This is a genomic window from Pseudomonas syringae group sp. J309-1 (assembly GCF_032582135.1).
GTDB classification, from domain to species: domain Bacteria; phylum Pseudomonadota; class Gammaproteobacteria; order Pseudomonadales; family Pseudomonadaceae; genus Aquipseudomonas; species Aquipseudomonas quasicaspiana.
The window spans coordinates 16,574-39,258 of sequence record NZ_JAWHNU010000016.1 but is presented as its reverse complement, the minus strand read 5'-3'; the positions used below and the strand labels follow the sequence as shown (position 1 = coordinate 39,258).

General features: G+C 57.2%; 24 protein-coding genes. 23 read left to right on the top strand and 1 reads right to left on the bottom strand.

Annotated elements, in window-relative coordinates:
- Nucleotides 1-499: 499 nt before the first annotated feature.
- The 23 genes from trmJ (at nt 500) to RX972_RS11515 (ending at nt 20,495) form a co-directional block, all read left to right on the top strand.
- Complete coding sequence (gene trmJ / locus RX972_RS11625; protein ID WP_316875457.1) at nt 500-1,273, top strand: tRNA (cytosine(32)/uridine(32)-2'-O)-methyltransferase TrmJ; 774 nt, start codon at nt 500-502, stop codon at nt 1,271-1,273.
- A complete protein-coding gene (gene cysE, locus RX972_RS11620; RefSeq protein ID WP_027902651.1) occupies nt 1,273-2,049 on the top strand; it encodes a serine O-acetyltransferase in 777 nt (258 codons plus the stop codon). The genes trmJ and cysE overlap by 1 nt, the downstream gene beginning before the upstream one ends.
- Nucleotides 2,050-2,207: 158 nt before the next feature.
- Nucleotides 2,208-2,699, top strand: a complete 492-nt coding sequence (gene iscR, locus RX972_RS11615; protein ID WP_027902650.1) for a Fe-S cluster assembly transcriptional regulator IscR — start codon at nt 2,208-2,210, stop codon at nt 2,697-2,699.
- Between the two features lie 44 nt (nt 2,700-2,743).
- Complete coding sequence (locus RX972_RS11610) at nt 2,744-3,958, top strand: IscS subfamily cysteine desulfurase (protein ID WP_316875451.1); 1,215 nt, start codon at nt 2,744-2,746, stop codon at nt 3,956-3,958.
- An 84-nt stretch (nt 3,959-4,042) separates the two neighbouring features.
- The gene (gene iscU, locus RX972_RS11605) at nt 4,043-4,429 is read left to right on the top strand and encodes a Fe-S cluster assembly scaffold IscU (protein WP_002552476.1); all 387 of its coding nucleotides are present in this window, start codon (nt 4,043-4,045) and stop codon (nt 4,427-4,429) included.
- 47 nt (nt 4,430-4,476) lie between these two features.
- Entirely contained in the window at nt 4,477-4,800 is a 324-nt protein-coding gene (iscA, locus tag RX972_RS11600) for an iron-sulfur cluster assembly protein IscA (RefSeq protein WP_027902647.1), read from the top strand.
- Between the two features lie 8 nt (nt 4,801-4,808).
- A complete protein-coding gene (hscB, locus tag RX972_RS11595; RefSeq protein ID WP_099267608.1) occupies nt 4,809-5,327 on the top strand; it encodes a co-chaperone HscB in 519 nt (172 codons plus the stop codon).
- A gap of 45 nt (nt 5,328-5,372) precedes the next feature.
- Nucleotides 5,373-7,235 (top strand): Fe-S protein assembly chaperone HscA, encoded by a 1,863-nt coding sequence (hscA, locus tag RX972_RS11590; protein WP_255877444.1) that lies wholly within the window; start codon nt 5,373-5,375, stop codon nt 7,233-7,235.
- A gap of 3 nt (nt 7,236-7,238) precedes the next feature.
- The gene (gene fdx / locus RX972_RS11585) at nt 7,239-7,580 is read left to right on the top strand and encodes an ISC system 2Fe-2S type ferredoxin (protein ID WP_027902644.1); all 342 of its coding nucleotides are present in this window, start codon (nt 7,239-7,241) and stop codon (nt 7,578-7,580) included.
- Nucleotides 7,581-7,593: 13 nt separating this feature from the next.
- Nucleotides 7,594-7,794 carry a Fe-S cluster assembly protein IscX gene (gene iscX / locus RX972_RS11580; protein WP_087264564.1) on the top strand — a complete coding sequence of 67 codons (201 nt, stop codon included), beginning with the start codon at nt 7,594-7,596 and terminating at the stop codon, nt 7,792-7,794.
- A 90-nt stretch (nt 7,795-7,884) separates the two neighbouring features.
- Nucleotides 7,885-8,310, top strand: a complete 426-nt coding sequence (gene ndk, locus RX972_RS11575; protein WP_002552482.1) for a nucleoside-diphosphate kinase — start codon at nt 7,885-7,887, stop codon at nt 8,308-8,310.
- A gap of 30 nt (nt 8,311-8,340) precedes the next feature.
- Nucleotides 8,341-9,489, top strand: coding sequence for a 23S rRNA (adenine(2503)-C(2))-methyltransferase RlmN (rlmN, locus tag RX972_RS11570; RefSeq protein WP_122808276.1), 1,149 nt, complete (start codon nt 8,341-8,343; stop codon nt 9,487-9,489).
- Nucleotides 9,490-9,515: 26 nt separating this feature from the next.
- Complete coding sequence (gene pilW, locus RX972_RS11565; protein WP_316875177.1) at nt 9,516-10,274, top strand: type IV pilus biogenesis/stability protein PilW; 759 nt, start codon at nt 9,516-9,518, stop codon at nt 10,272-10,274.
- A complete protein-coding gene (locus RX972_RS11560) occupies nt 10,274-11,275 on the top strand; it encodes a RodZ domain-containing protein (RefSeq protein WP_316875175.1) in 1,002 nt (333 codons plus the stop codon). The genes pilW and RX972_RS11560 overlap by 1 nt, the downstream gene beginning before the upstream one ends.
- Nucleotides 11,276-11,278: 3 nt before the next feature.
- Complete coding sequence (ispG, locus tag RX972_RS11555) at nt 11,279-12,388, top strand: flavodoxin-dependent (E)-4-hydroxy-3-methylbut-2-enyl-diphosphate synthase (protein WP_027902639.1); 1,110 nt, start codon at nt 11,279-11,281, stop codon at nt 12,386-12,388.
- 22 nt (nt 12,389-12,410) lie between these two features.
- Complete coding sequence (gene hisS / locus RX972_RS11550; protein WP_122707884.1) at nt 12,411-13,700, top strand: histidine--tRNA ligase; 1,290 nt, start codon at nt 12,411-12,413, stop codon at nt 13,698-13,700.
- Nucleotides 13,701-13,739: 39 nt separating this feature from the next.
- Nucleotides 13,740-14,381 (top strand): YfgM family protein, encoded by a 642-nt coding sequence (locus tag RX972_RS11545; RefSeq protein ID WP_027902637.1) that lies wholly within the window; start codon nt 13,740-13,742, stop codon nt 14,379-14,381.
- Nucleotides 14,374-15,525, top strand: a complete 1,152-nt coding sequence (gene bamB, locus RX972_RS11540; RefSeq protein WP_099267614.1) for an outer membrane protein assembly factor BamB — start codon at nt 14,374-14,376, stop codon at nt 15,523-15,525. Before RX972_RS11545 ends, bamB begins: the two co-directional genes overlap by 8 nt.
- 131 nt (nt 15,526-15,656) lie before the next feature.
- Entirely contained in the window at nt 15,657-17,129 is a 1,473-nt protein-coding gene (gene der, locus RX972_RS11535) for a ribosome biogenesis GTPase Der (RefSeq protein ID WP_027902635.1), read from the top strand.
- A 342-nt stretch (nt 17,130-17,471) separates the two neighbouring features.
- Nucleotides 17,472-18,620, top strand: coding sequence for a pyridoxal phosphate-dependent aminotransferase (locus RX972_RS11530; RefSeq protein ID WP_099267615.1), 1,149 nt, complete (start codon nt 17,472-17,474; stop codon nt 18,618-18,620).
- Complete coding sequence (locus RX972_RS11525; RefSeq protein ID WP_316875166.1) at nt 18,608-19,399, top strand: amidohydrolase; 792 nt, start codon at nt 18,608-18,610, stop codon at nt 19,397-19,399. The genes RX972_RS11530 and RX972_RS11525 overlap by 13 nt, the downstream gene beginning before the upstream one ends.
- 73 nt (nt 19,400-19,472) lie before the next feature.
- Nucleotides 19,473-19,910 (top strand): hypothetical protein, encoded by a 438-nt coding sequence (locus tag RX972_RS11520; protein ID WP_263270846.1) that lies wholly within the window; start codon nt 19,473-19,475, stop codon nt 19,908-19,910.
- Between the two features lie 162 nt (nt 19,911-20,072).
- Entirely contained in the window at nt 20,073-20,495 is a 423-nt protein-coding gene (locus RX972_RS11515) for a FlxA-like family protein (RefSeq protein WP_099267618.1), read from the top strand.
- A gap of 222 nt (nt 20,496-20,717) precedes the next feature.
- Here RX972_RS11515 and leuA read toward each other — a convergent pair whose 3' ends face one another.
- The gene (gene leuA / locus RX972_RS11510) at nt 20,718-22,388 is read right to left on the bottom strand and encodes a 2-isopropylmalate synthase (RefSeq protein WP_122396335.1); all 1,671 of its coding nucleotides are present in this window, start codon (nt 22,386-22,388) and stop codon (nt 20,718-20,720) included.
- Nucleotides 22,389-22,685: the final 297 nt, after the last annotated feature.

Below are 22,685 nucleotides of genomic sequence, written 5' to 3'. Positions count from 1 at the left end.
TGGGAGCAGAGCTTGCTCGCGATAAGGCTGGACGCAGTTCACTCCAGATTGCATCCAGCCTTATCGCGGGCAAGCCCGGCTCCCACAGGATCTGCGTAATCCTGGATATTGCTGTGAAGTCGTGGGGTCTGCTTTGGCCGGGGAAAGGCCGCTACAGACGACGTATTTGTATCGTCAGATATTGGTTCCTGTGGGAGCAGAGCTTGCTCGCGATAAGGCTGGACGCAGTTCACTCCAGATTGCATCCAGCCTTATCGCGGGCAAGCCCAGCTCCCACGGAATCTGCGCAATGCTGGATATTGGTGTGAAGTCGTGGGATCTGCTTTGGCCGGGGAGAGGTCGTTACAGGCGACGCATTTGTATCGTCAGAAATGCCGCCTTCCCGGCTAGAGTAGGTCCCGCGTCACGCCCGTATTTAGCAAGCCGCAACCGTTCATGGCGTTCACCTCGGTGGTTCTGTAAGATTTCACCCCCTCTACTTTATCTGTGAGCACTCGCCTTGCTGCAAAACATTCGTGTTGTCCTGGTCGGTACCAGTCACCCCGGTAACATCGGTGGGGCTGCTCGTGCCATGAAAAACATGGGGCTTTCGCGCCTGGTGCTCGTTGATCCGCAGTTCTTCCCTCACCATGAAGCGGATGCCCGCGCTTCGGGCGCTGGCGATATTCTGGAGAAGGCTCAGGTCGTCGCGACCCTTGAAGATGCTCTGGTGGGATGCAATCTGGTCATGGGCACCAGTGCCCGCGACCGTCGTATTCCGTGGCCGTTGCTCGACCCGCGTGAGTCGGGCGTGATGGCTGCCGAGCAGGCAGGGCAGGGCGCAGAAGTCGCGCTGGTGTTTGGTCGTGAATACGCCGGCCTGACCAACGAGGAACTGCAGCGATGTCATTACCACGTGCATATCCCGTCTGATCCAGAGTTCAGCTCGCTGAATCTCGCTGCGGCGGTGCAGGTCCTCAGCTACGAGGTGCGCATGTCGTGGCTGGCTACGCAGGGCCAGCCCACCAAGGTCGAAAAAGTTGAAGTGACCTCGGTGCGCAGCGCTGACCTGGCGACCATGGATGAGATGGAAGGCTTCTATGGCCATCTCGAATCAACGCTGGTGGCTATCGGCTTTCTCGATCCGGAAAAACCTCGCCACTTGATGGCCCGGCTGCGTCGCCTTTTCGGCCGCAGTGAGGTGAATCGTTCCGAGATCAGTATTTTGCGCGGCATCCTTACCGAGACCCAGAAGGCTGCACGTGGTGAACCGTACAAACGGAAGGAACAATGATGTTCGAGCGTCTGCGAGAAGATATTCAGAGTGTGTTTCATCGCGATCCTGCTGCGCGCAACTCCTTTGAAGTGCTGACCTGCTACCCCGGCATGCACGCCATCTGGCTGCATCGGCTGGCACACATTCTGTGGACCAACGGTTGGAAATGGCCGGCGCGGGTGGTTTCGAATTTCGGTCGTTGGATGACTGGCATCGAAATCCATCCCGGCGCCAAGGTCGGGCGGCGTTTTTTCATCGATCACGGCATGGGTATTGTGATTGGCGAAACGGCTGAAATCGGCAATGACGTAACGCTCTATCAGGGCGTTACCCTGGGAGGCACCAGCTGGAACGCGGGCAAGCGCCATCCGACGCTGGAAGACGGCGTTGTGGTGGGTGCGGGCGCCAAGGTGCTCGGGCCGTTCACTGTTGGTGCTGGCGCCAAGATCGGTTCCAACGCGGTTGTCACCAAGGCTGTCCCTGCAGGTGCTACGGCCGTGGGGATTCCGGGGCGGATCATTATCAAGTCCAGTGATGATGTAGAGGCCAAGCGCAAGGCGATCGCCGAGAAGCTGGGTTTTGATGCTTACGGGGTCAGCGAAGACATGCCAGATCCGGTGGCGCGTGCGATTGGTCAGTTGCTTGATCACTTGCAAGCAGTGGACGGTCGTCTCGAAGGTATGTGCGAGGCCCTTAAAGGGCTTGGCAGCGATTACTGCGCCAAGGAGCTGCCCGAGCTGCGCGACGAAGTGTTTGATTGCGTGAAGGACAAGAGCGAGAGCAAGGTCGGCTGATGGGGGCTGCACCCGGGGCGTGCCATGCGCCCCGGTGTTTGCTATGATGCGGCCGCTGTTTTGCGCCCAATCCCGACTGTTTTGCTAGGTCTTATAGTTGACTTAAATACTCGGGAATAGCATACTCGCTCTCATTCCGAACCTCTGCGGTATACGCCATGCGACTGACTACTAAAGGCCGATACGCTGTAACTGCCATGCTTGATCTGGCGTTACATGCGCAGAACGGGCCAGTGTCTCTGGCCGACATTTCCGAGCGTCAGGGCATTTCCCTGTCCTACCTTGAGCAACTGTTCGCCAAGCTGCGCCGTGGCAATCTGGTCTCCAGTGTGCGTGGTCCCGGTGGTGGTTATCAGTTGTCCCGCGACATGCACGGCATCAAGGTTGCCCAGGTGGTCGATGCCGTCAACGAATCTGTCGATGCCACGCGTTGCCAGGGGTTGGGTGATTGCCACGCTGGTGACACCTGTCTGACTCACCATTTGTGGTGTGACCTCAGCGAGCAGATTCACGAATTTCTAAGCGGTATCAGTCTGGCCGACCTTGTCACTCGCCGTGAGGTACAAGAAGTTGCCCAGCGCCAGGATATGCGCCGTACCAGCGCCAAGACCCAGTACCTGGATAAGATTGAAACGTCCGCCGTTGAATGAGCGTAGATGAATCAGCGGTGCGCCTGCCTGATAGGAGAGATTCAATGAAGTTGCCGATTTACCTTGATTACTCCGCGACGACCCCGGTCGATCCGCGTGTCGCTCAGAAAATGATTGAGTGCCTGACCGCTGACGGAAACTTCGGTAACCCGGCATCGCGCTCCCACGTCTTCGGCTGGAAGGCTGAGGAGTCGGTCGAGAACGCTCGCCGTCAGGTCGCCGATCTGGTCAATGCCGATCCGCGTGAAATTGTCTGGACCTCCGGTGCCACAGAGTCCGACAACCTCGCCATCAAGGGTGTTGCGCATTTCTACGCCAGCAAGGGCAAGCACATCATCACCAACAAGATCGAGCACAAAGCTGTGCTCGATACCACGCGTCAGCTTGAGCGTGAAGGTTTTGAAGTCACTTACATCGAGCCTGGTGAAGACGGCCTGATCACGCCTTCGATGGTTGAAGCCGCTCTGCGCGACGACACCATTCTGGTTTCGGTCATGCACGTTAACAACGAAATCGGCACCATCAACGACATCGCTGCCATCGGTGAGCTGACCCGCTCCCGTGGTGTGCTGTTCCACGTTGATGCTGCGCAGTCCACCGGTAAGGTTGAAATCGATCTGGCCAGCCTCAAGGTTGACCTGATGTCGTTCTCTGCCCACAAGACCTATGGCCCTAAAGGTATCGGCGCGCTGTACGTCAGCCGCAAGCCGCGTGTTCGCCTTGAGGCGGCCATGCACGGCGGCGGTCACGAACGTGGCATGCGTTCCGGTACTCTGGCGACGCATCAGATCGTCGGTATGGGCGAAGCATTCCGTATTGCCAAGGAAGAGATGGCCGCAGAAAACGTGCGAGTCAAAGCCTTGAGAGATCGCTTCTACAAGCAGGTCGAGCATCTCGAAGAGTTGTACGTCAACGGCAGCATGACTGCTCGTGTGCCGCACAACCTCAACCTGAGCTTCAACTACGTCGAAGGCGAGTCGCTGATCATGGCGCTCAAGGATCTGGCCGTTTCGTCCGGTTCCGCCTGTACTTCCGCGTCGCTCGAGCCTTCCTATGTGCTGCGCGCCCTTGGTCGTAATGACGAACTGGCGCATAGCTCGATACGCTTCACCTTTGGTCGTTTCAGTACTGAAGAAGAAATGGACTACGCCGCGCAGAAAGTCTGCGAAGCGGTCACCAAGCTGCGTGCACTTTCGCCGCTATGGGACATGTACAAAGACGGCGTCGACATTTCCAAGATCGAGTGGGCGGCGCACTAATTAAAAGCCGCCTTACAGACAGGCCATGTTTCAACCAGTTGCTGCATGGCTTGCAGAGCGGCTCCCTGATAGAGGAATAGCATCATGGCTTACAGCGAAAAGGTCATTGACCACTACGAAAATCCGCGCAACGTCGGCAAGATGAACGCGGAAGATCCAGATGTTGGCACCGGCATGGTCGGCGCTCCTGCTTGCGGCGACGTTATGCGTCTGCAAATCAAGGTCAACGAGCAGGGCGTCATCGAAGACGCCAAGTTCAAGACTTATGGTTGCGGTTCGGCTATCGCTTCCAGCTCTCTGGCAACCGAGTGGATGAAGGGCAAGACTCTGGATGAAGCAGAGACCATCAAGAACACTCAGTTGGCTGAAGAACTGGCTTTGCCTCCGGTGAAAATTCACTGCTCGGTACTCGCGGAAGACGCTATCAAAGCGGCAGTTCGTGACTACAAGCAGAAGAAAGGCCTGCTGTAATAGCAGCGTTTTCTAAAGAAGCTGGTGTGAAGTAATAAGGAGTTCCGATGGCTATCAGCATGACAGAAGCTGCCGCAAATCACGTAAGACGCTCCCTTGATGGGCGCGGCAAAGGTGACGGCGTTCGTCTGGGTGTTCGCACCACAGGCTGTTCAGGTCTTGCCTATGTGCTTGAGTTCGTCGATGAGGCGCAAAGCGAAGACACCGTGTTCGAACTTCACGGCGTCAAGGTGATCATTGACCCGAAAAGCCTGGTCTATCTCGATGGCACCGAGCTTGATTTCGTCAAGGAAGGGTTGAACGAAGGCTTCAAGTTCAACAATCCCAACTCGCGCGGTGAATGTGGCTGCGGCGAAAGCTTCAACGTCTGAGGCTTATTGTGGGTACTCCTTGTCATTTCGCTCTATTCGAGCTTCAGCCGGGCTTTCGCCTCGACCTTGATCAGTTGGCGACGCGCTACCGTGAGCTTGCTCGCGAGGTTCATCCCGACCGTTTTGCGGACGCCTCCGAGCGTGAGCAGCGGTTGGCGCTTGAGCGCTCCGCCAGTCTTAACGACGCCTACCAGACGCTCAAGAGCGCTCCGAAACGGGCGCGCTATCTATTAGCGATGCGCGGCGAAGTGCCTCTTGAAGTCACCGTGCACGATCCCGAGTTTCTTCTGCAGCAGATGCAATGGCGCGAAGAGCTTGAGGATCTGCAGGACGAGGCTGATCTGGCGGGTGTCGCGGTTTTCAAGCGTCGCCTCAAGACTGCTCAGGACGAACTGAACGAAAGCTTTGCGGCCTGTTGGGATGATGCTGCGCAACGCGAACAGGCCGAGCGCCTGATGCGGCGCATGCAGTTCCTCGACAAGCTCTCTTACGAAGTGCGCCAGCTTGAAGAGCGCCTCGACGATTAACTCCGTGCTGCTTCTGGCCGCACGCCTGTGAAATTCTGATAAAGCATGGCTCTACTGCAGATCGCCGAACCCGGTCAAAGCCCCCAACCTCATCAGCGTCGTCTGGCGGTGGGTATTGACCTGGGGACTACCAATTCGCTGGTTGCTGCACTGCGCAGTGGCCTTTCCGAACCGCTGGCCGACGCAGAAGGGCAAGTCATTCTGCCGTCTGCTGTGCGCTATCACGCTGATCGCGTTGAAGTGGGGCAGGCTGCCAAAGCCGCCGCTTCGACGGATCCGTTCAACACTGTACTGTCGGTCAAGCGCTTGATGGGTCGTGGTCTGTCCGACGTCAAGCAATTGGGCGAACAGTTGCCTTATCGCTTTGTAGGCGGTGAGTCGCACATGCCGTTCATCGAGACTGTTCAGGGGCCGAAAAGCCCGGTGGAAGTCTCTGCCGATATCCTCAAGGTTCTGCGTCAGCGTGCTGAGCAGGCGTTGGGTGGTGATCTGGTCGGCGCGGTTATCACTGTTCCGGCTTATTTCGACGACGCTCAGCGTCAGGCCACCAAAGACGCCGCTAAATTAGCGGGTCTTAACGTACTGCGCCTGCTCAATGAGCCGACCGCTGCGGCCGTGGCTTATGGTCTGGATCAAAGCGCCCAGGGCGTTGTGGCGATTTATGACCTGGGCGGCGGTACGTTCGACATCTCTATTCTGCGTCTCACTGGCGGCGTGTTTGAGGTTCTGGCAACCGGTGGTGATACTGCGCTGGGCGGCGACGACTTCGATCATGCGATTGCGGGCTGGATTGTCAGTGAGGCAGGTTTGTCTGCCGATATCGATCCTTCTGCCCAGCGCAGCTTGCTGCAAGCGGCTTGCAAGGCCAAAGAAGCGCTGACCAGCGAGACTTCTGTCGACGTCGAGTACGGGGCCTGGAATGGCACGCTGACGCGACAAGCTTTCGAAACCCTCATCGAGCCAATGGTTGCGCGCAGCCTCAAATCTTGCCGTCGTGCCGTGCGTGACGCCGGTATCGAGCTGGATGAAGTTGAAGCGGTGGTCATGGTTGGCGGTTCTACACGTGTCCCGCGTGTGCGTGGCGCTGTGGCTGAGTTGTTTGGTCGCCAGCCGTTGACGGATATCGACCCGGATCAAGTGGTCGCCATTGGTGCGGCGATCCAGGCAGACACTCTGGCCGGCAACAAGCGTGACGGTGGTGAGTTGTTGCTGCTCGACGTGATTCCGCTCTCGTTGGGACTGGAAACCATGGGCGGCCTGATGGAGAAGGTGATTCCGCGTAACACCACGATCCCGGTCGCGCGCGCTCAGGAGTTCACCACTTACAAAGACGGCCAGTCGGCAATGATGATTCACGTGCTGCAAGGCGAGCGTGAGTTGATCAGCGACTGTCGCTCCCTGGCTCGTTTCGAATTGCGCGGCATTCCGGCCATGGTGGCGGGTGCGGCAAAAATCCGTGTGACGTTCCAGGTGGATGCGGACGGTCTGCTCAGTGTCTCGGCCCGCGAGCTGGGTTCGGGTGTTGAGTCGAGCATCCAGGTCAAGCCGTCCTATGGGCTGACCGATGGCGAAATTGCCCGGATGCTCACGGATTCCTTCGCCAACGCCAGTGACGACAAAGTTGCCCGCGTATTGCGTGAGCAGCAGGTTGATGCTCAGCGCCTTGTCGAGGCAGTGGAAGCTGCACTGGAAGTCGACGGCGAGCGCTTGCTGGATGCCGAAGAGCGCATGGTCATCGACCTGCAGTTGCAGGAATTACGTGAATTGATGCAAGGCACCGATGGCCCCGCCATCGAGCAGCAGACCAAGCTTCTCTCGCAGGTGACCGATGCATTTGCAGCCCGCCGCATGAATATGACGGTAAAAGCCGCTCTGGCGGGGCGCAATCTGAATGACATTGAGGAATAACTGATGCCGCAGCTGATTTTTCTGCCCCATGCCGTGCTGTGTCCGGATGGGCTGGTTGTTGAGGTCGAGCCCGGCACGTCTATTCTCGAAATTGCTCACGAGCATCACATCGAGATTGAAAGTGCCTGTGGTGGTGTTTGTGCCTGCACCACATGCCACTGCGTCATTCGCGAGGGTTTTGCCTCGTTGAATGAAGCGGATGAGCTGGAAGAAGACATGCTGGACAAGGCCTGGGGGCTGGAACCTCAGTCTCGCCTGTCTTGTCAGGCGATCGTCGGAAATGAAGACCTGACGGTTGAAATTCCCAAGTATTCGCTTAACCATGCGGCCGAAGCGCCGCACTGATCGAGAAGCTGTCATGAGTTACGGTTGGAATGACGTACAACGAATCGCTGAGGAACTGGCCGAGACTCATCCCGGCGTCGATCCTTACTCGGTGGGGTTTACCAAGCTGCAACTGATGATCAAGCAGTTGCCGGATTTCGACGACACCTCTGGCCGCGTCGGCGAGAAAGTGCTCGAAGCGGTTCAGACGCTTTGGGCCGACGAAATCGGCTGATCCAATTTGCACGTTAGGCAATAACCTCAAACCCGCGTATAATTCGCGGGTTTAATTTTTCGCTTTAATCATCGTTTCTGGAGTTACACCATGGCTGTTCAACGTACTTTCTCCATCATCAAGCCTGACGCCGTTGCTAAAAACGTAATCGGCGAGATCACCACTCGTTTTGAAAAAGCCGGTCTGCGCGTCGTTGCTTCGAAACTGAAGCAGCTGTCCAAGGCTGAAGCTGAAGGTTTCTACGCTGAGCACAGCGCTCGTGGCTTCTTCGGCGACCTGGTTGCGTTCATGATCTCCGGTCCTGTTGTTGTTCAGGTTCTGGAAGGCGAAAACGCTATCGCTCTGAACCGTGAGCTGATGGGCGCTACCAACCCTAAAGAAGCTGCTGCCGGCACTATCCGTGCTGACTTCGCTGATTCCATCGACGCCAACGCTGTTCACGGCTCCGATTCCGAAGCAGCCGCTGCTCGCGAAATCTCGTACTTCTTCGCAGCTACAGAGGTAACCGCTCGCTAAGTCCTGGACTAACGAGCGAAGGGTGAATTCATGATTGCAACGACTGGCAAAACAAACCTGTTGGGTCTGACCCAGCTGGAAATGGAAAAATTCTTCGATTCCATCGGGGAGAAGCGCTTCCGTGCCGGTCAGGTCATGAAGTGGATTCACCACTTTGGCGTCGATGATTTCGACGCCATGACGAATGTCAGCAAGGCCTTGCGTGAAAAACTCAAGGCTTGTGCTGAGGTTCGTGGTCCTGAAGTCGTCAGCGAGGACATCTCCACCGATGGCACCCGTAAGTGGGTGGTGCGTGTGGCGTCCGGCAGCTGCGTCGAAACCGTTTATATCCCCCAGGGCAAACGCGGCACCTTGTGTGTTTCGTCCCAGGCGGGCTGTGCGCTGGATTGCAGTTTCTGCTCTACCGGCAAACAAGGCTTCAACAGCAACCTCACCGCCGCCGAAGTGATCGGTCAGGTGTGGATTGCCAACAAATCCTTTGGCAGCGTCCCGGCTACCGTCGACCGTGCCATCACCAACGTGGTGATGATGGGCATGGGTGAGCCGCTGCTGAACTTCGATAATGTCGTTGCCGCCATGCATCTGATGATGGATGACCTGGGGTATGGCATTTCCAAGCGTCGGGTGACTTTGTCCACCTCCGGCGTGGTACCGATGATCGACGTGCTGGCTGAGCACATCGATGTATCGCTGGCGTTGTCACTGCACGCGCCAAACGATGCGCTGCGCAATCAACTGGTGCCGATCAACAAGAAATACCCGCTGAAAATGCTGCTTGAATCCTGCCGTCGCTACATGGCGACGCTGGGTGAGAAGCGCGTGTTGACCATTGAGTACACCTTGCTCAAAGACGTGAATGATCAGGTCGAACATGCTGTTGAAATGATCGAGCTGCTCAAGGACACGCCTTGCAAGATCAACCTGATTCCGTTCAACCCGTTCCCGCATTCCGGTTACGAGCGTCCGAGTAACAACGCGATTCGTCGCTTCCAGGATCAACTGCATCAGGCTGGGTATAACGTCACGGTGCGTACTACCCGTGGGGAAGATATCGATGCAGCTTGTGGTCAGTTGGTCGGGCAGGTCATGGACCGCACTCGCCGCAGCGAGCGTTACATTGCCGTACGTGAGCTGAGTAGCGAGGCGAGTGTGGCTCAAAACGCCGCGACTCGAACCTGATCGCGAACCTGGCCGAGAGAATCTCAATGTCCGTGCGTGCCGCCCTGCTGCTCTGCTTCATGATCGCGCTGGCTGGGTGTGTGACCTCAGGCAAAGTTGATCCGATGAGCACCAGCCAGGGTCGTGATGCCGCACGCGAGGCCTATGTCCAGTTGGGTATTGGCTACTTGCAGCAGGGGCAGACCGAACGGGCCAAGGTACCCCTGAAGAAAGCGCTTGAACTGGACGGTTCCGACGCGGATGCCAACGCTGCCCTGGCGCTGGTGTTTCAGGTCGAGATGGAACCCGAGCTTGCTGACCAGCACTTTCAAAAGGCCCTGTCTTCTCGTCGAGGAGATGCGCGCATCCTTAATAATTACGGCAGTTTCCTTTACGAGCAAAAACGCTACAAGGAAGCCTATGAGCGTTTCGAACAGGCCGCTGCTGATAACCTTTATCCTGAGCGCTCGCGGGTTTTTGAGAATCTTGGCATGACTGCCGTGATGCTCGGTGATCGCGAAGCGGCGACGGCGCATTTCACCAAAGCCCTGCGCATGGACCGTATGTTGCCACGCGCATTGCTGGAAATGGCTGAGTTGTCTTACGAAGACAGGCATTATGTGCCGGCACGTGATTATTACGACCGTTTTAGCCAACTCAGCGAGCAAAATGCACGTAGTCTATTGCTTGGTACGCGATTGGCAAAAATCTACGATGATCGCAACAAGGCAGCCAGTTTTGGCCTGCAACTCAAAAGACTCTATCCCGGTACGCCGGAATATCAGCAATACCTGTCGGAGCAATGATGAAAGCGGTGCAACCCGAAGTCGTAGCAGCCACTCGCGTCAATCCTGGCGAAACCTTGCGTCAGGCTCGCGAGAATAAAAACTGGTCGCTGCCAGACGTCGCCCAGAGGCTCAATCTCACGGTCACTTCGTTGAGTAACCTCGAGGCTGGCCACTTTGACAAGCTGCCGGGTCATACTTTCGCCCGCGGCTATGTTCGTGCGTACGCCAAAGTCCTGGATCTCGACCAGACTGCACTGGTGACTCAATTTGACCAGTACACAGGCACAGACAGCGCGGGCAGTTCGGTGCATGCGTTGGGTCGTATCGAAGAACCGGTACGCCTGTCGCACAATATTCTGCGAATCGTCAGTCTGCTGTTGCTGGTTGTTCTGGTCGGCGGTGGTTTCTTCTGGTGGCAGGATCAGACGTCCTTGCGAGGCAAGGACTCAGGCTTGAGCCTTGAGCACGTTGAAGTCGAGAGTGCCGACGGCACCACCCAGATTCATCCGCTGGACGAACCTGAAGATCAGGCTGTCGCCGAAGCGCAAACCTCCGATTCGGCTCCGCTGGCGCTGAATCCAGCCAGCCCAGCGAATCCGGCAACCCCTGCCGCACAGGCGCCTGCTCAGACCGCGACTGCTCCGTCGTCGACCACCCCGCCTGCCAGCTCAACGGCGGCAGCGCCGACCAACACCGCGCCTGCAACTGCTCCGTCAGCTCCCGCTGTTGCGCCTGCGCAATCTGCACCCGCCGCTGCGCCTGAGGCACCTGTTGCCGGTGCGGGTCAGGTAAGTATCTCGTTTACAGCCGATTGCTGGACTCAGGTGACTGACAGCACCGGTAAGGTTTTGTACATGGGCATCAAACACAAAGGCGATACTCTGGATGTGAGTGGCAAGCCGCCACTCAATGTACGTCTGGGGGCTGCGGCCGGTGCTCAGGTCAGCTACAACGGCATGCCTGTCGATGTGGCTCCCTTCACCAGCGGCGCTACCGCACGCCTGAAACTGGGGCAATAACTCATGCACGGTGAATCTCCGATCAAGCGTCGCGAATCCCGGAAGATCTGGGTGGGCTCGGTCCCGGTAGGGGGCGATGCACCCATCGCGGTGCAGAGCATGACCAACAGCGACACCAATGACGTCGCTGCTACCGTCGCGCAAATCAATCGTCTTGAGGCGGCCGGTGTGGATATCGTGCGGGTTTCGGTCCCGGACATGGACGCAGCGGAAGCCTTTGGCCGCATCAAGCAATTGGTGAAGGTGCCGTTGGTTGCCGATATCCACTTTGATTACCGGATTGCCCTGCGCGTTGCTGAACTGGGTGTCGATTGCCTGCGTATCAACCCGGGCAACATCGGTCGCGAAGACCGGGTGAAGGCTGTGGTCGACGCCGCCCGTGATCGTGGTATTCCGATTCGCATTGGCGTCAACGCCGGTTCGCTGGAAAAAGACCTGCAGAAGAAGTACGGCGAGCCAACGCCAGCGGCGCTTGTAGAGTCAGCGCTGCGCCACGTCGAGCACCTCGAACGCCTGAATTTCAAGGACTTCAAGGTCAGTGTAAAAGCTTCCGATGTGTTCATGGCCGTCGAAGCCTATCGCTTGCTGGCCAAGGAAATTGTCCAGCCATTGCACTTGGGTATTACTGAAGCGGGTGGTCTGCGTTCAGGCACGGTGAAATCCGCCGTTGGCCTAGGTATGCTGCTCGCCGAGGGAATTGGGGATACTATCCGCATCTCGCTGGCGGCTGATCCGGTCGAAGAGGTGAAAGTCGGCTACGACATCCTTAAATCGCTGCGCCTTCGTTCTCGCGGGATCAATTTCATCGCCTGCCCGAGTTGCTCGCGGCAGAACTTCGATGTGGTCAAGACCATGAATGAACTGGAAGGTCGGCTTGAGGATTTGCTGGTGCCGCTGGATGTTGCGGTCATCGGGTGCGTGGTCAACGGCCCGGGTGAAGCCAAAGAGGCGCATGTAGGCCTGACAGGCGGCACGCCGAATCTGATCTACATCGACGGCAAGCCGGCCCAGAAGCTGACCAATGACAATCTGGTGGATGAGCTGGAACGCTTGATTCGCCGGAAAGCGGCCGAAAAGGTCGAAGCTGACGCAGCCCTTATCGCGCGCGGCTAACCAGAATTGCTAAGGATTTTTTGTGAGTAAGTCTCTGCAAGCCATTCGTGGCATGAACGACATCCTGCCCGATCAGACCCCGCTGTGGCGTCACTTCGAAGGCACTGTCTCTCGTCTGCTGGATAACTACGGTTACCGGCAGATTCGCATGCCTATCGTGGAATTCACCGATCTGTTCAAACGCTCCATCGGTGAAGTGACCGATATCGTTGAAAAAGAGATGTATACCTTTGCCGATCGCAACGGTGACTCCCTGACCCTGCGCCCTGAAGGCACTGCAGCCTGCGTGCGCGCAGTGCTTGAGCACGGCATTACCGGTGGCGGTCAGGTTCAGAAATTGTGGTACATCGGTCCGATGTTCCGTCATGAACGCCCGCAGAAAGGTCGCTATCGTCAGTTTCACCAGATCGGCGTCGAGGTTTTCAACCTGGACGGTCCGGACATCGACGCAGAGCTGATCGTACTGACCTGGCGCCTGTGGGGCCTGTTGGGCATTCGCAACGCAGTGAAGCTCGAACTGAATAGCCTGGGCACCAGCGAGGCGCGTGCGCGGTATCGCGATGCGCTGGTCGAGTTCCTGTCGGCACGTCTCAGCGAACTGGACGAAGACAGTCAGCGTCGCCTGAAAACCAACCCTCTGCGGGTACTGGATACCAAGAACGCCGACACTCAGGCGCTGCTGGTTGATGCGCCGAAGCTGGCGGATTATCTGGATGACGAATCGCGAATTCACTTCGAAGGTCTGAAGGCGCGTCTGGATGCAGCGGGCATTCCGTATGTCATCAATCCCAAGCTGGTTCGTGGCCTCGATTACTACAGCAAAACCGTTTTCGAGTGGGTGACCGATCAACTGGGCGCTCAAGGTACAGTCTGCGCGGGCGGCCGTTACGACGGTCTGGTCGAGCAAATGGGCGGCAAGCCTACCAGTGGCGTTGGATTTGCCATGGGTATCGAACGTCTGGTCCTGCTGCTTGAAACACTTGAGCAGGTTCCGGAAGAAATTTCCCGTCAGGTCGACGTGTATCTGTGTGCCTTCGGCGAAGCGGCTGAACTGGCTGCGCTGGCGCTGACCGAGCGTGTTCGTGACGAGCTGCCAAACCTGCGTTTACAGGTGAATGCCGGAGCTGGCAGTTTCAAAAGCCAGTTCAAGAAAGCCGACAAGAGTGGTGCATTGTTTGCGTTGATCCTCGGGGAAGAGGAGCTGGCGCAGCAGATCATCGGCGTCAAACCCCTGCGTGGTCAGGGTGAACAACAAAATATTGCCTGGGATGCTCTGTCCGAGCACCTGGCCTCCTGCGTTGTGCAGGGTTGAAGCTGATTTACAGCCGATTTAGCGAATAGGAGTATTGGGGTGTCAGGTACTGAAGATGATGAACTGGCGGCAATGAAGGACTGGTGGCAGCGCAATGGTAAACCCCTGGTAACAGGTGGCTTGCTGGCGTTGGTAGTGGTGCTTGGCTGGCAGGCCTGGACCAGATACGAAAGCAATCAGTCGCAAGGTGCTTCGGCGCTTTACCAGCAATTGCTGGAAACAGCCCTCACGCCAAGTGGTCAGGCTGACACGGCTCGTGTGGCTGATATCGCCAACAAACTGAAAAGCGAGTTCGGTGGTTCTGCCTACGCCCAGTACGGCAGCCTGTTCGTAGCCAAGGTGGCTGTCGACAATGGCAAGCTTGATGACGCAGTAGCCGAGTTGAAACTGGTGACTGACAAGCCGGCCAGCGATACGCTGGGCGAAATCGCTCGTCAGCGTCTGGCTCGCGTACTGGCTGCACAGAACAAGGCTGACGACGCTCTGAAGCTGCTCGATGGCGATGCTGAAAAGGCATTCCTGGCCAGCCGTGAAGAACTCAAAGGTGACCTGCTGGTACAGCTGGGCCGCACCGACGAGGCCCATGCTGCATACCAAAAAGCCAAATCCGCGCTGTCTGAAGAAGCGGCCGTAGGTGGCTTACAAATGAAGCTCGACGACCTGGCCAAAGGGGATGCGTGACGTGATCCGTTGGAAACATGCAGCATTGCTGGCCCTGGCCATTTTGGCCGCGGGTTGCAGCAGCAACAGCAAAAAGGAATTGCCACCGGCCGAGCTGACCGACTTCAAAGAAGAAGTCGTGCTGCAGAAGCAGTGGAGCCGCTCCATTGGTGAGGGGCAGGGCGAGACCTATAACATGTTGGTTCCGGCTATCGATGGCGACCGTATCTTTGCCAGCGATGTAGAAGGTTACATCGTCTCGATGGACCGCATGAACGGTAATGTCATTTGGGAAAAGGACCTTGAGTTGCCTGTTTCCGGCGCCGTTGGCGTTGGTTACGGCATGCTGATGTTCGGCACCCTGAAGGGCGAAGTCGTTGTGCTGGATTCCAGCACCGGTGAAGAAAAATGGCGCGCTCGCGTGACCAGTGAAGTATTGGCCCCGCCGTCCACCAATGGTGATGTGGTCGTGGTCCAGACTCAGGATGATCGCGTAGTCGGCTTTGATGCTGCTACCGGCAACCAGCGCTGGATTTACGAAAGCACGCCAGCGGTACTGACCCTGCGCGGTACTGGCGCTCCGATCGTGACCAACCACCTCGCGGTGGCGGGTCTGTCGACCGGTAAAGTGGTCGCACTGGACACCTCCAACGGCGTGCCGGTCTGGGAGCAGCGTGTCGCTGTCCCACAAGGTCGCTCCGAGCTGGATCGCGTCGTTGATATCGACGGTGGTCTGCTGTTGTCCGGTGGTACGTTGTATGTCGCTACCTATCAGGGCCGGGTTGCCGGTTTGGAGCTGGAAAGCGGCCGTGTCATCTGGCAGCGCGACGCCTCGAGCTACTCCGGTGTAGCACAAGGTTTCGGTAGCGTTTATGCCAGCCTGGCTTCCGGTACTGTCGAAGGTATCGACGAACGTTCGTCCTCCGCACTGTGGAGCAACGAAGCACTGGCCCGTCGTCAATTGGGCTCGCCAGAAGTGTTTTCCAGCTATGTAGCCGTTGGCGACATGGAAGGCTATCTGCACCTGTTGAGCCAGGTAGATGGTCGTTTCGTGGGCCGCGAGCGCATCGACAGCGACGGCCTGCGTGCGCGTCCGTTGGTAGTGGGAGACATGATTTACGTCTACGGCAACAGCGGCAAGCTGGAAGCCCTGACGATCAAGTAATGACTTGAGGCCTGAGCCTCTAGCGACCCCGTTTCGGCGGGGTTTGCAGCACCTTGCGGTGCTGCTCCGAACTCCGGCCGCTGCCCTGCAGCGGCTTTTGTATTTTCTGAAATAACGAAGTGGAGAGCCGCATGGTTCCCGTAATCGCCCTGGTGGGTCGACCGAACGTCGGCAAGTCCACCTTGTTCAACCGCCTGACCAGGACTCGCGACGCCATTGTCGGCGATCTGTCCGGTCTGACCCGTGATCGCCAATACGGTGAGGCCAAGTGGCAAGGGCGCTCCTACATTCTGATCGACACCGGCGGTATCTCCGGTGACGAACACGGCATGGACGAAAAGATGGCCGAGCAGTCGCTGCTGGCCATTGAAGAAGCTGACGTTGTTCTGTTCCTCGTTGATGCGAAGGCCGGCTTTACCGCCGCTGACCAGATGATCGGCGAGCACTTGCGCAAACGTGGCAAGCGCTCCTATGTGGTTGCCAACAAGGTCGACAACATCGACCCTGAAATGGCCCGCGCCGAGTTCGCGCCGCTGGGTATGGGTGATGCCATCCCGGTCGCCGGTGCTCACGGTCGCGGCATCAGCCAGATGCTGGAAATCGCCCTCAGCCAATTCCCGAAAGACGAAGGGGAAGAGGACGAGGAAGGCGAAGCTGAGGTCGTTGCTGAAGGCCAGGAAGCCAAGCGCATTCCCGGTCCTAGCGAAAAGGACGGCATCAAGATCGCTATCATCGGTCGTCCTAACGTCGGCAAGTCGACACTGGTCAACCGGATGCTGGGTGAAGACCGGGTTATCGTTTATGACGAGCCGGGCACTACCCGCGACAGTATCTACATCCCGTTCGAGCGTAACGACGAAAAGTACACACTGATTGATACGGCCGGTGTGCGTAAGCGCGGCAAGATCCACGAGGAAGTTGAAAAGTTCTCGGTGGTGAAAACCCTGCAAGCCATCAAAGACGCCAACGTTGTGATCTTTGTCATGGACGCTCGTGAAGGCGTGGTCGATCACGACTTGAACCTGTTGGGCTTTGCCCTGGAAGCAGGTCGCGCACTGGTTATCGCGTTGAACAAATGGGACGGCATGGTCCCGAGCGAGCGCGACTATGTGAAGACCGAGCTTGAACGTCGCTTGTTCTTCGTCGACTTCGCGGACATTCACTTTATCTCGGCACTGCACGGCACTGGCGTGGGCAACCTGTACCAATCGGTGCAGAACTCCTTCAAGTCTGCTGTGACCCGTTGGCCAACCAGCCGTCTGACGCAGATTCTCGAAGATGCGGTCAGTGAGCATGCGCCACCGATGGTGGGCAGCCGTCGCATCAAGCTGCGTTACGCTCACTTGGGTGGTGCTAACCCGCCGCTGATCGTGATCCACGGTAACCAGGTCGAGAAAGTACCGAAGTCTTACGTCCGGTACCTGGAAAACACCTACCGTCGTGTGCTCAAACTGGTCGGTACGCCGATCCGTATCGAATTCAAAGGCGGCGAGAACCCGTACGAAGGCAACAAGAACACGCTGACAGACCGCCAGGTCAACAAGAAGCGTCGAATGATGTCGCACCACAAGAAAGCCGACAAAAAGCGTAGAGACAAGCGCTGATAGTATTGCCAGCGTAGGTCTTAAGTGGGAGCTGAGCTTGCTCGCGAAGAACGATGGCGCGGTCTGCTTCAAACCGCGTCGTTTGTATCGCGGGCAAGCCCTGCTCCCACAGAGACCGCGCTATTCCGTAGAACCGGCTTCAGCCGGGAGGGCGTCGGGTGAATCTCTCGCAGATTCTGCGCAACCTAGCAGATCCGCATAGAACCTCGCTTTATGCATCTGGCAGTAAAAAGCTTTCTCAATAAAAGGCGCTAATAGCGCCTTTTTTTATGCGCGCGCTATGGGCTATCCTGCCTGACCCGTGCCACCGTGGAGCCGGGCGTACAGCAGGAAAAAGGCCCCATGATTGACAGCAAGTTGCCCAATGTCGGCACCACTATTTTTACCGTCATGTCCCAGCTCGCCGCTGAGACGGGCGCGATCAACCTGTCCCAGGGTTTCCCCGATTTCGATGGTCCCCAGGCGCTGCGCGATGCATTGAGTCGTCACGTCGCTGAAGGTCATAACCAATACGCACCCATGACCGGTTTGCCTGCGCTGCGTCAGCAAGTCGCGGCCAAGGTATCGCGCTGCTATGGCCGTCAGGTGAATCCGGACACCGAAATCACCATTACACCGGGCGCTACCCAGGCGATTTTCTGCGCGATCCAGGCCGTGATTCGTTCCGGTGACGAAGTGATCGTTTTCGATCCTTGTTATGACAGCTACGAGCCCTCGGTTGAACTGGCCGGCGGACGCTGCGTGCACGTCCAGCTGGACGCAAACGACTTCTCCATCGACTGGCAGAAGCTGCACGATGCGCTGAGCCCCCGCACCCGGATGATCATCATCAACAGCCCGCATAACCCAAGCGGTGCGTTGATCAGCCGGGCTGAACTGGATCAACTGGCTGCACTGATCGCCAACCGGGATATCTACCTTGTCAGTGATGAGGTCTATGAGCATCTGGTATTCGATGGCGTTCAGCATGTCAGCATTCTGAGCCACGAAGAGCTGTATCAGCGCTCCTTTGTCGTCAGTTCATTCGGCAAGACCTATCACGTCACCGGCTGGAAAACCGGCTACGTAGTGGCGCCGCCCGCACTGAGCGCCGAGCTGCGCAAGGTCCATCAGTACGTCAGTTTCTGTGGTGTCACACCGCTGCAATGGGCACTGGCTGACTTCATGGCTGAGCATCCTGAACACGTCGAAGAGTTGCCCGGGTTTTATCAGGCCAAACGTGATTTCTTCTGCGATCAATTGCAGGGTTCGCGTTTTACGTTTGATCGAGTCGGCGGCACCTACTTTCAGCTCGTGAACTACGCGCAGATCCGCCCCGACCTCAACGATGTAGAGATGTCGCTGTGGATGACTCGCGAACATGGTGTAGCGAGTATTCCTGTTTCGGTCTTCTACCAAAACCCACCTGAGGGGCAGCGCTTGATTCGGTTGTGCTTCGCCAAACGTGAGGAGACGCTGCGTCAGGCAGCGGAAAAACTATGCGCGATCTGAGTGAGCTGCCGAACCTGAACGTGGCGCTGGTGCAGACCTCTCTGGTCTGGCATGACCGCAAGGCCAACCTTGAGCACTTCGCCATGCTCCTGGCTCCCGTCAAGGGGGCTGATCTGGTGATCCTGCCGGAAATGTTCACCACAGGTTTCTCCATGGACTCTGAGACTCTGGCCGAGCCGGAAGCCGGTCCGACATCCAGATGGATGCTGGAGCAGGCCAGGCTGCTGGATGCGGTCGTCACCGGTAGCGTTATTATCAAGGCTGCGGATGGCAGTCACCGTAACCGGCTGTTGTGGGCGCGTCCTGATGGTGAGTTGCTGCACTACGACAAGCGTCATCTGTTTCGCATGGCGGGTGAGCATGAGCATTACAGCCCCGGCGAGCGTCAGGTGCAATTTGAACTCAAGGGATGGCGTGTGCGTCCGCTGATCTGCTACGACCTGCGTTTTCCGGTCTGGAGTCGTGACGCCCAGCACACCGACTTGCTGCTTTACACCGCGAACTGGCCGGGTGCCCGACGCTTGCACTGGAACCGCCTGTTGCCCGCCCGGGCAATCGAGAACCTGTGTTACGTGGCAGCCGTGAACCGGACCGGAACCGACGGCAAAGGCTTCGCTTATACCGGCGACAGTCAGGTGCTCGATTTTCAGGGTGAGAGCCTGTTCAACGCCGGGGAGGCCGATGGTGTTTTCGAGGTGACGCTGAATGCCGCGGATCTGGCGGCTTACCGGACAAAGTTTCCGGCTCACCTCGATTCCGATACATTCGAGATACACTAAATCCTTTCAGCGTGGGTGGCGCATGTCGATATAAGAGACAGAGATGACTCAATGTTTCTATCTGGAGATCGACATGACCACCATCAACACATCGTCCCTCAACACCTACGCAAGTTCCTTCAGTGTCGCGATCAAAAAAGACGACGCGGCGACTGCTGCGGCCAGTTCGGACGCCACGACTGCGACGGGCGATGAAGCCGGCACTGACAGCACCAAAGTGGCTGCTGGTGGTGCGCCAGCGGGTGGGGGCGCGGCGGGGAGTTCGACGTCCGACAGCACTCAGGAAAGTATCGAGAAGCTGCAAGAGCAGATCGAGAAAACCGAGAAGCTGTTGAAAGAGCAACAACAGCAACTGGCTGCTGCGCAAAACGGTAATGCCACTCCTGAGGAAAAAGCTCAGAAGGCTATGGCGATTCAGGCACAGATCTCCAGTACCAACGCGACACTTGCCTCGCAAGAAGCGGCATTGGTGCAACTGACCACATCTGGCGGTATCGACACCACGGCGTGATCATTGCTGAACCGCTTTTATCGAGTGTTTTTCGCCACGTTGAAACGCCTTGAAGCTTCGCTGCTTCCGGGCGGTTTGTGCTGCGTGTCACAAAATCCTCTGCAGTAGCTTCAGTTCTGCCTTGGGCGGCCGATAACGCGCATAACCGCCTAGGAGTCGACCATGACTACAATCAATACCAGTTCATTGGGTCTCTACCCTGCAACGCTGACTGCCACCATCAAAAGCAATGTAGACAAGGCCAGTGAAACCCAGTCTGGCGATTCGGTCCCGAGCAAAATCAACGTCGACTTGCGCGGCAACGTCTATCAGACTGACGATGCAAAAGCAGGTGCGGCAGGTCCATCGAGCCCGGCCCAGGCGGCGATAGAGAATTTGCAGAAGCAGATAAAAGAAGTTCAGAAGCAGCTATTGCGCGAACAGCAGCAATTGGCAGCGGCGCAAAACAGTAAGGGTTCCGAGACCGAGAAGGCTTCGCGAATCATGGCCATCCAGCAGCAGATTTCAGGTACTACTGCGCAGTTGGCGACCATGCAGGCCGCTCTGCTCGATTTGATGAAAGGCAATGTTAAAGCCACCGCCTGATAATTGCGCCTGAATAAAAAGGCCCTGAAGCTTTCACTTCAGGGCCTTTTTTTGTTTGAAATGCCGGCCTGGGCAACAATCAATTGCCCGGCCGTGCAACGCATGTGGGAGCGAATTCATTCGCGAAGGCGGGGTGTCAGACCCTGATCTATTTCAGACCTGCCCCGTTCGCGAATGAGTTCGCTCCCACAAGGTCCTGTTACAGGCTACGAGCCACGCGAATCAGGCCGCCTTGGCTTCTGCCTGGCTCAGCGAACGGTTCAGTGCACTGAAAAGCGCCTTGAAGCTCGCCGTGGTGATGTTCTCGTCAACACCCACGCCGTGGACCGCACGATCGCCGTTCACGCGCAGCTCGATGTAGGCAGCGGCTTTGGCCGTGGTGCCTGCGCCGATGGCGTGCTCGTTGTAATCCATGATTTCCACACCAATTGGCAGGCTCGAGACGAGGGCTTCCAGCGCACCGTTGCCTTTGCCTTTCCAGCGCTGGGTTTCGTCGTTGACGCTGACTTCGGCGTCAACGGCGCTGGTGTTGTTCTCTTCCTGCAAGCGGTGGCTTATCAGTGCGTAGGGCTTGTTGGCCTGCAGGTATTCACGTTTGAACAACGCGTAGATCTGCTGGGCACTCATTTCCAGGCCCAGACGATCGGTTTCGCCCTGAACCACCTGGCTGAATTCGATCTGCATGCGGCGGGGCAGGGAGATGCCGTATTCCTGTTCCAGCAAATAAGTGATGCCGCCTTTACCAGACTGGCTGTTGACGCGGATCACCGCTTCATAGCTACGGCCGATATCAGCCGGATCGATCGGCAAGTAAGGCACTTCCCACAGCGCATCGTCTTTCTGCTGGGCGAAGCCTTTGCGGATTGCGTCCTGGTGGGAGCCGGAGAATGCGGTGTGCACCAGATCGCCTACGTACGGAGCACGTGGGTGAACCGGAATCTGATTGCACTCCTCGACGACTTTACGAACCCCGTCGATATCGGAGAAGTCCAGTTGCGGGTCCAGACCCTGGGTGTACATGTTCAATGCCACGGTCACCAGGTCCACGTTGCCGGTGCGCTCGCCGTTACCGAACAGGCAGCCTTCAACGCGATCTGCGCCCGCCATCAGGCCCAGTTCGGTAGCGGCAATGCCAGTACCACGGTCATTGTGGGTGTGCAGGCTGATGATCACGCTGTCGCGACGATTGATGTTGCGGCAGAACCACTCGATCTGATCGGCATAGATGTTCGGGGTGGCGACTTCAACCGTGGCAGGCAGGTTGAGGATGACCTTGTTCTCAGGCGTCGCGTTCCAGACTTCGATGACCGCGTCGCAGACTTCCTTGGCGAACTCCAGCTCGGTGGCGCTGAAGGTTTCCGGAGAGTACTCGAAGGTCCACTGGGTTTCTGGCTGTTCAGCTGCGTACTTAACGAACAGCTTGGCAGCGCTGACTGCGATCTCTTTCACGCCAGCCTTGTCCTGATTGAAGACAATACGGCGGAACGACGGGCTGGTGGCGTTATACAGGTGAACAATGGCCTTCTTCGCACCGCGCAGGGATTCGAATGTGCGGGCAATCAGGTCTTCACGACCTTGGGTCAGCACCTGAATAGTCGTGTCATCCGGGATATGACCGTCTTCGATCAGGGTGCGCACGAAGTCAAAGTCGGTTTGCGAAGCCGCCGGGAACGACGCTTCGATCTCCTTGACACCAACGTTGACCAGAGTCTTCCAGAAACGCAGCTTTTTGACTGCATCCATTGGCTCGATCAACGACTGGTTGCCGTCACGAAGGTCCGAGCTGCACCAGATCGGCGCCGCGGTGATGGTCTTGGAAGGCCAGGTGCGGTCAGGCAAATCAATGGTCGGGAAAGCACGGTACTTCTTCGAGGGATCTTTGAGCATTGGCATTGGAGCGAATCCTTTGGGGTACTTATTTTGTATGGGCCGGGAGAAGGCGGCCAACCGATAAAGCGAAAGGCGGGGTGAGGCACATCGATCTAGCCTGGCAGTCGTGCACTGACCAGGCTGAGACAGCGATGTTGCCGCAACAAAATGAGGGTTTGAGAGCTTTTCATAAGGCCAACCGTACCCATTGGGGTGAAAGTTGGCAAGCAGTTGAAAAAAATTGAGAGAAGTTCTCTTAAAGCCGCTTTTTTTGATTGTTTGTGGCTAATATTTTTACTTATACGGTTTTATATTGCTGGG

Excerpts from the sequence above, each read along its gene's own strand:
- cysE (WP_027902651.1), top strand. The coding sequence starts at position 1,273 with ATGTTCGAGCGTCTGCGAGAAGATATTCAGAGTGTGTTTCATCGCGAT.
- iscR (WP_027902650.1), top strand. The coding sequence starts at position 2,208 with ATGCGACTGACTACTAAAGGCCGATACGCTGTAACTGCCATGCTTGAT.
- RX972_RS11610 (WP_316875451.1), top strand. The coding sequence starts at position 2,744 with ATGAAGTTGCCGATTTACCTTGATTACTCCGCGACGACCCCGGTCGAT.
- iscU (WP_002552476.1), top strand. The coding sequence starts at position 4,043 with ATGGCTTACAGCGAAAAGGTCATTGACCACTACGAAAATCCGCGCAAC.
- iscA (WP_027902647.1), top strand. The coding sequence starts at position 4,477 with ATGGCTATCAGCATGACAGAAGCTGCCGCAAATCACGTAAGACGCTCC.
- hscA (WP_255877444.1), top strand. The coding sequence starts at position 5,373 with ATGGCTCTACTGCAGATCGCCGAACCCGGTCAAAGCCCCCAACCTCAT.
- fdx (WP_027902644.1), top strand. The coding sequence starts at position 7,239 with ATGCCGCAGCTGATTTTTCTGCCCCATGCCGTGCTGTGTCCGGATGGG.
- iscX (WP_087264564.1), top strand. The coding sequence starts at position 7,594 with ATGAGTTACGGTTGGAATGACGTACAACGAATCGCTGAGGAACTGGCC.
- ndk (WP_002552482.1), top strand. The coding sequence starts at position 7,885 with ATGGCTGTTCAACGTACTTTCTCCATCATCAAGCCTGACGCCGTTGCT.
- rlmN (WP_122808276.1), top strand. The coding sequence starts at position 8,341 with ATGATTGCAACGACTGGCAAAACAAACCTGTTGGGTCTGACCCAGCTG.
- pilW (WP_316875177.1), top strand. The coding sequence starts at position 9,516 with ATGTCCGTGCGTGCCGCCCTGCTGCTCTGCTTCATGATCGCGCTGGCT.
- RX972_RS11560 (WP_316875175.1), top strand. The coding sequence starts at position 10,274 with ATGAAAGCGGTGCAACCCGAAGTCGTAGCAGCCACTCGCGTCAATCCT.
- ispG (WP_027902639.1), top strand. The coding sequence starts at position 11,279 with ATGCACGGTGAATCTCCGATCAAGCGTCGCGAATCCCGGAAGATCTGG.
- bamB (WP_099267614.1), top strand. The coding sequence starts at position 14,374 with ATGCGTGACGTGATCCGTTGGAAACATGCAGCATTGCTGGCCCTGGCC.
- der (WP_027902635.1), top strand. The coding sequence starts at position 15,657 with ATGGTTCCCGTAATCGCCCTGGTGGGTCGACCGAACGTCGGCAAGTCC.
- RX972_RS11530 (WP_099267615.1), top strand. The coding sequence starts at position 17,472 with ATGATTGACAGCAAGTTGCCCAATGTCGGCACCACTATTTTTACCGTC.
- RX972_RS11525 (WP_316875166.1), top strand. The coding sequence starts at position 18,608 with ATGCGCGATCTGAGTGAGCTGCCGAACCTGAACGTGGCGCTGGTGCAG.
- RX972_RS11520 (WP_263270846.1), top strand. The coding sequence starts at position 19,473 with ATGACCACCATCAACACATCGTCCCTCAACACCTACGCAAGTTCCTTC.
- RX972_RS11515 (WP_099267618.1), top strand. The coding sequence starts at position 20,073 with ATGACTACAATCAATACCAGTTCATTGGGTCTCTACCCTGCAACGCTG.
- leuA (WP_122396335.1), bottom strand. The coding sequence starts at position 22,388 with ATGCCAATGCTCAAAGATCCCTCGAAGAAGTACCGTGCTTTCCCGACC.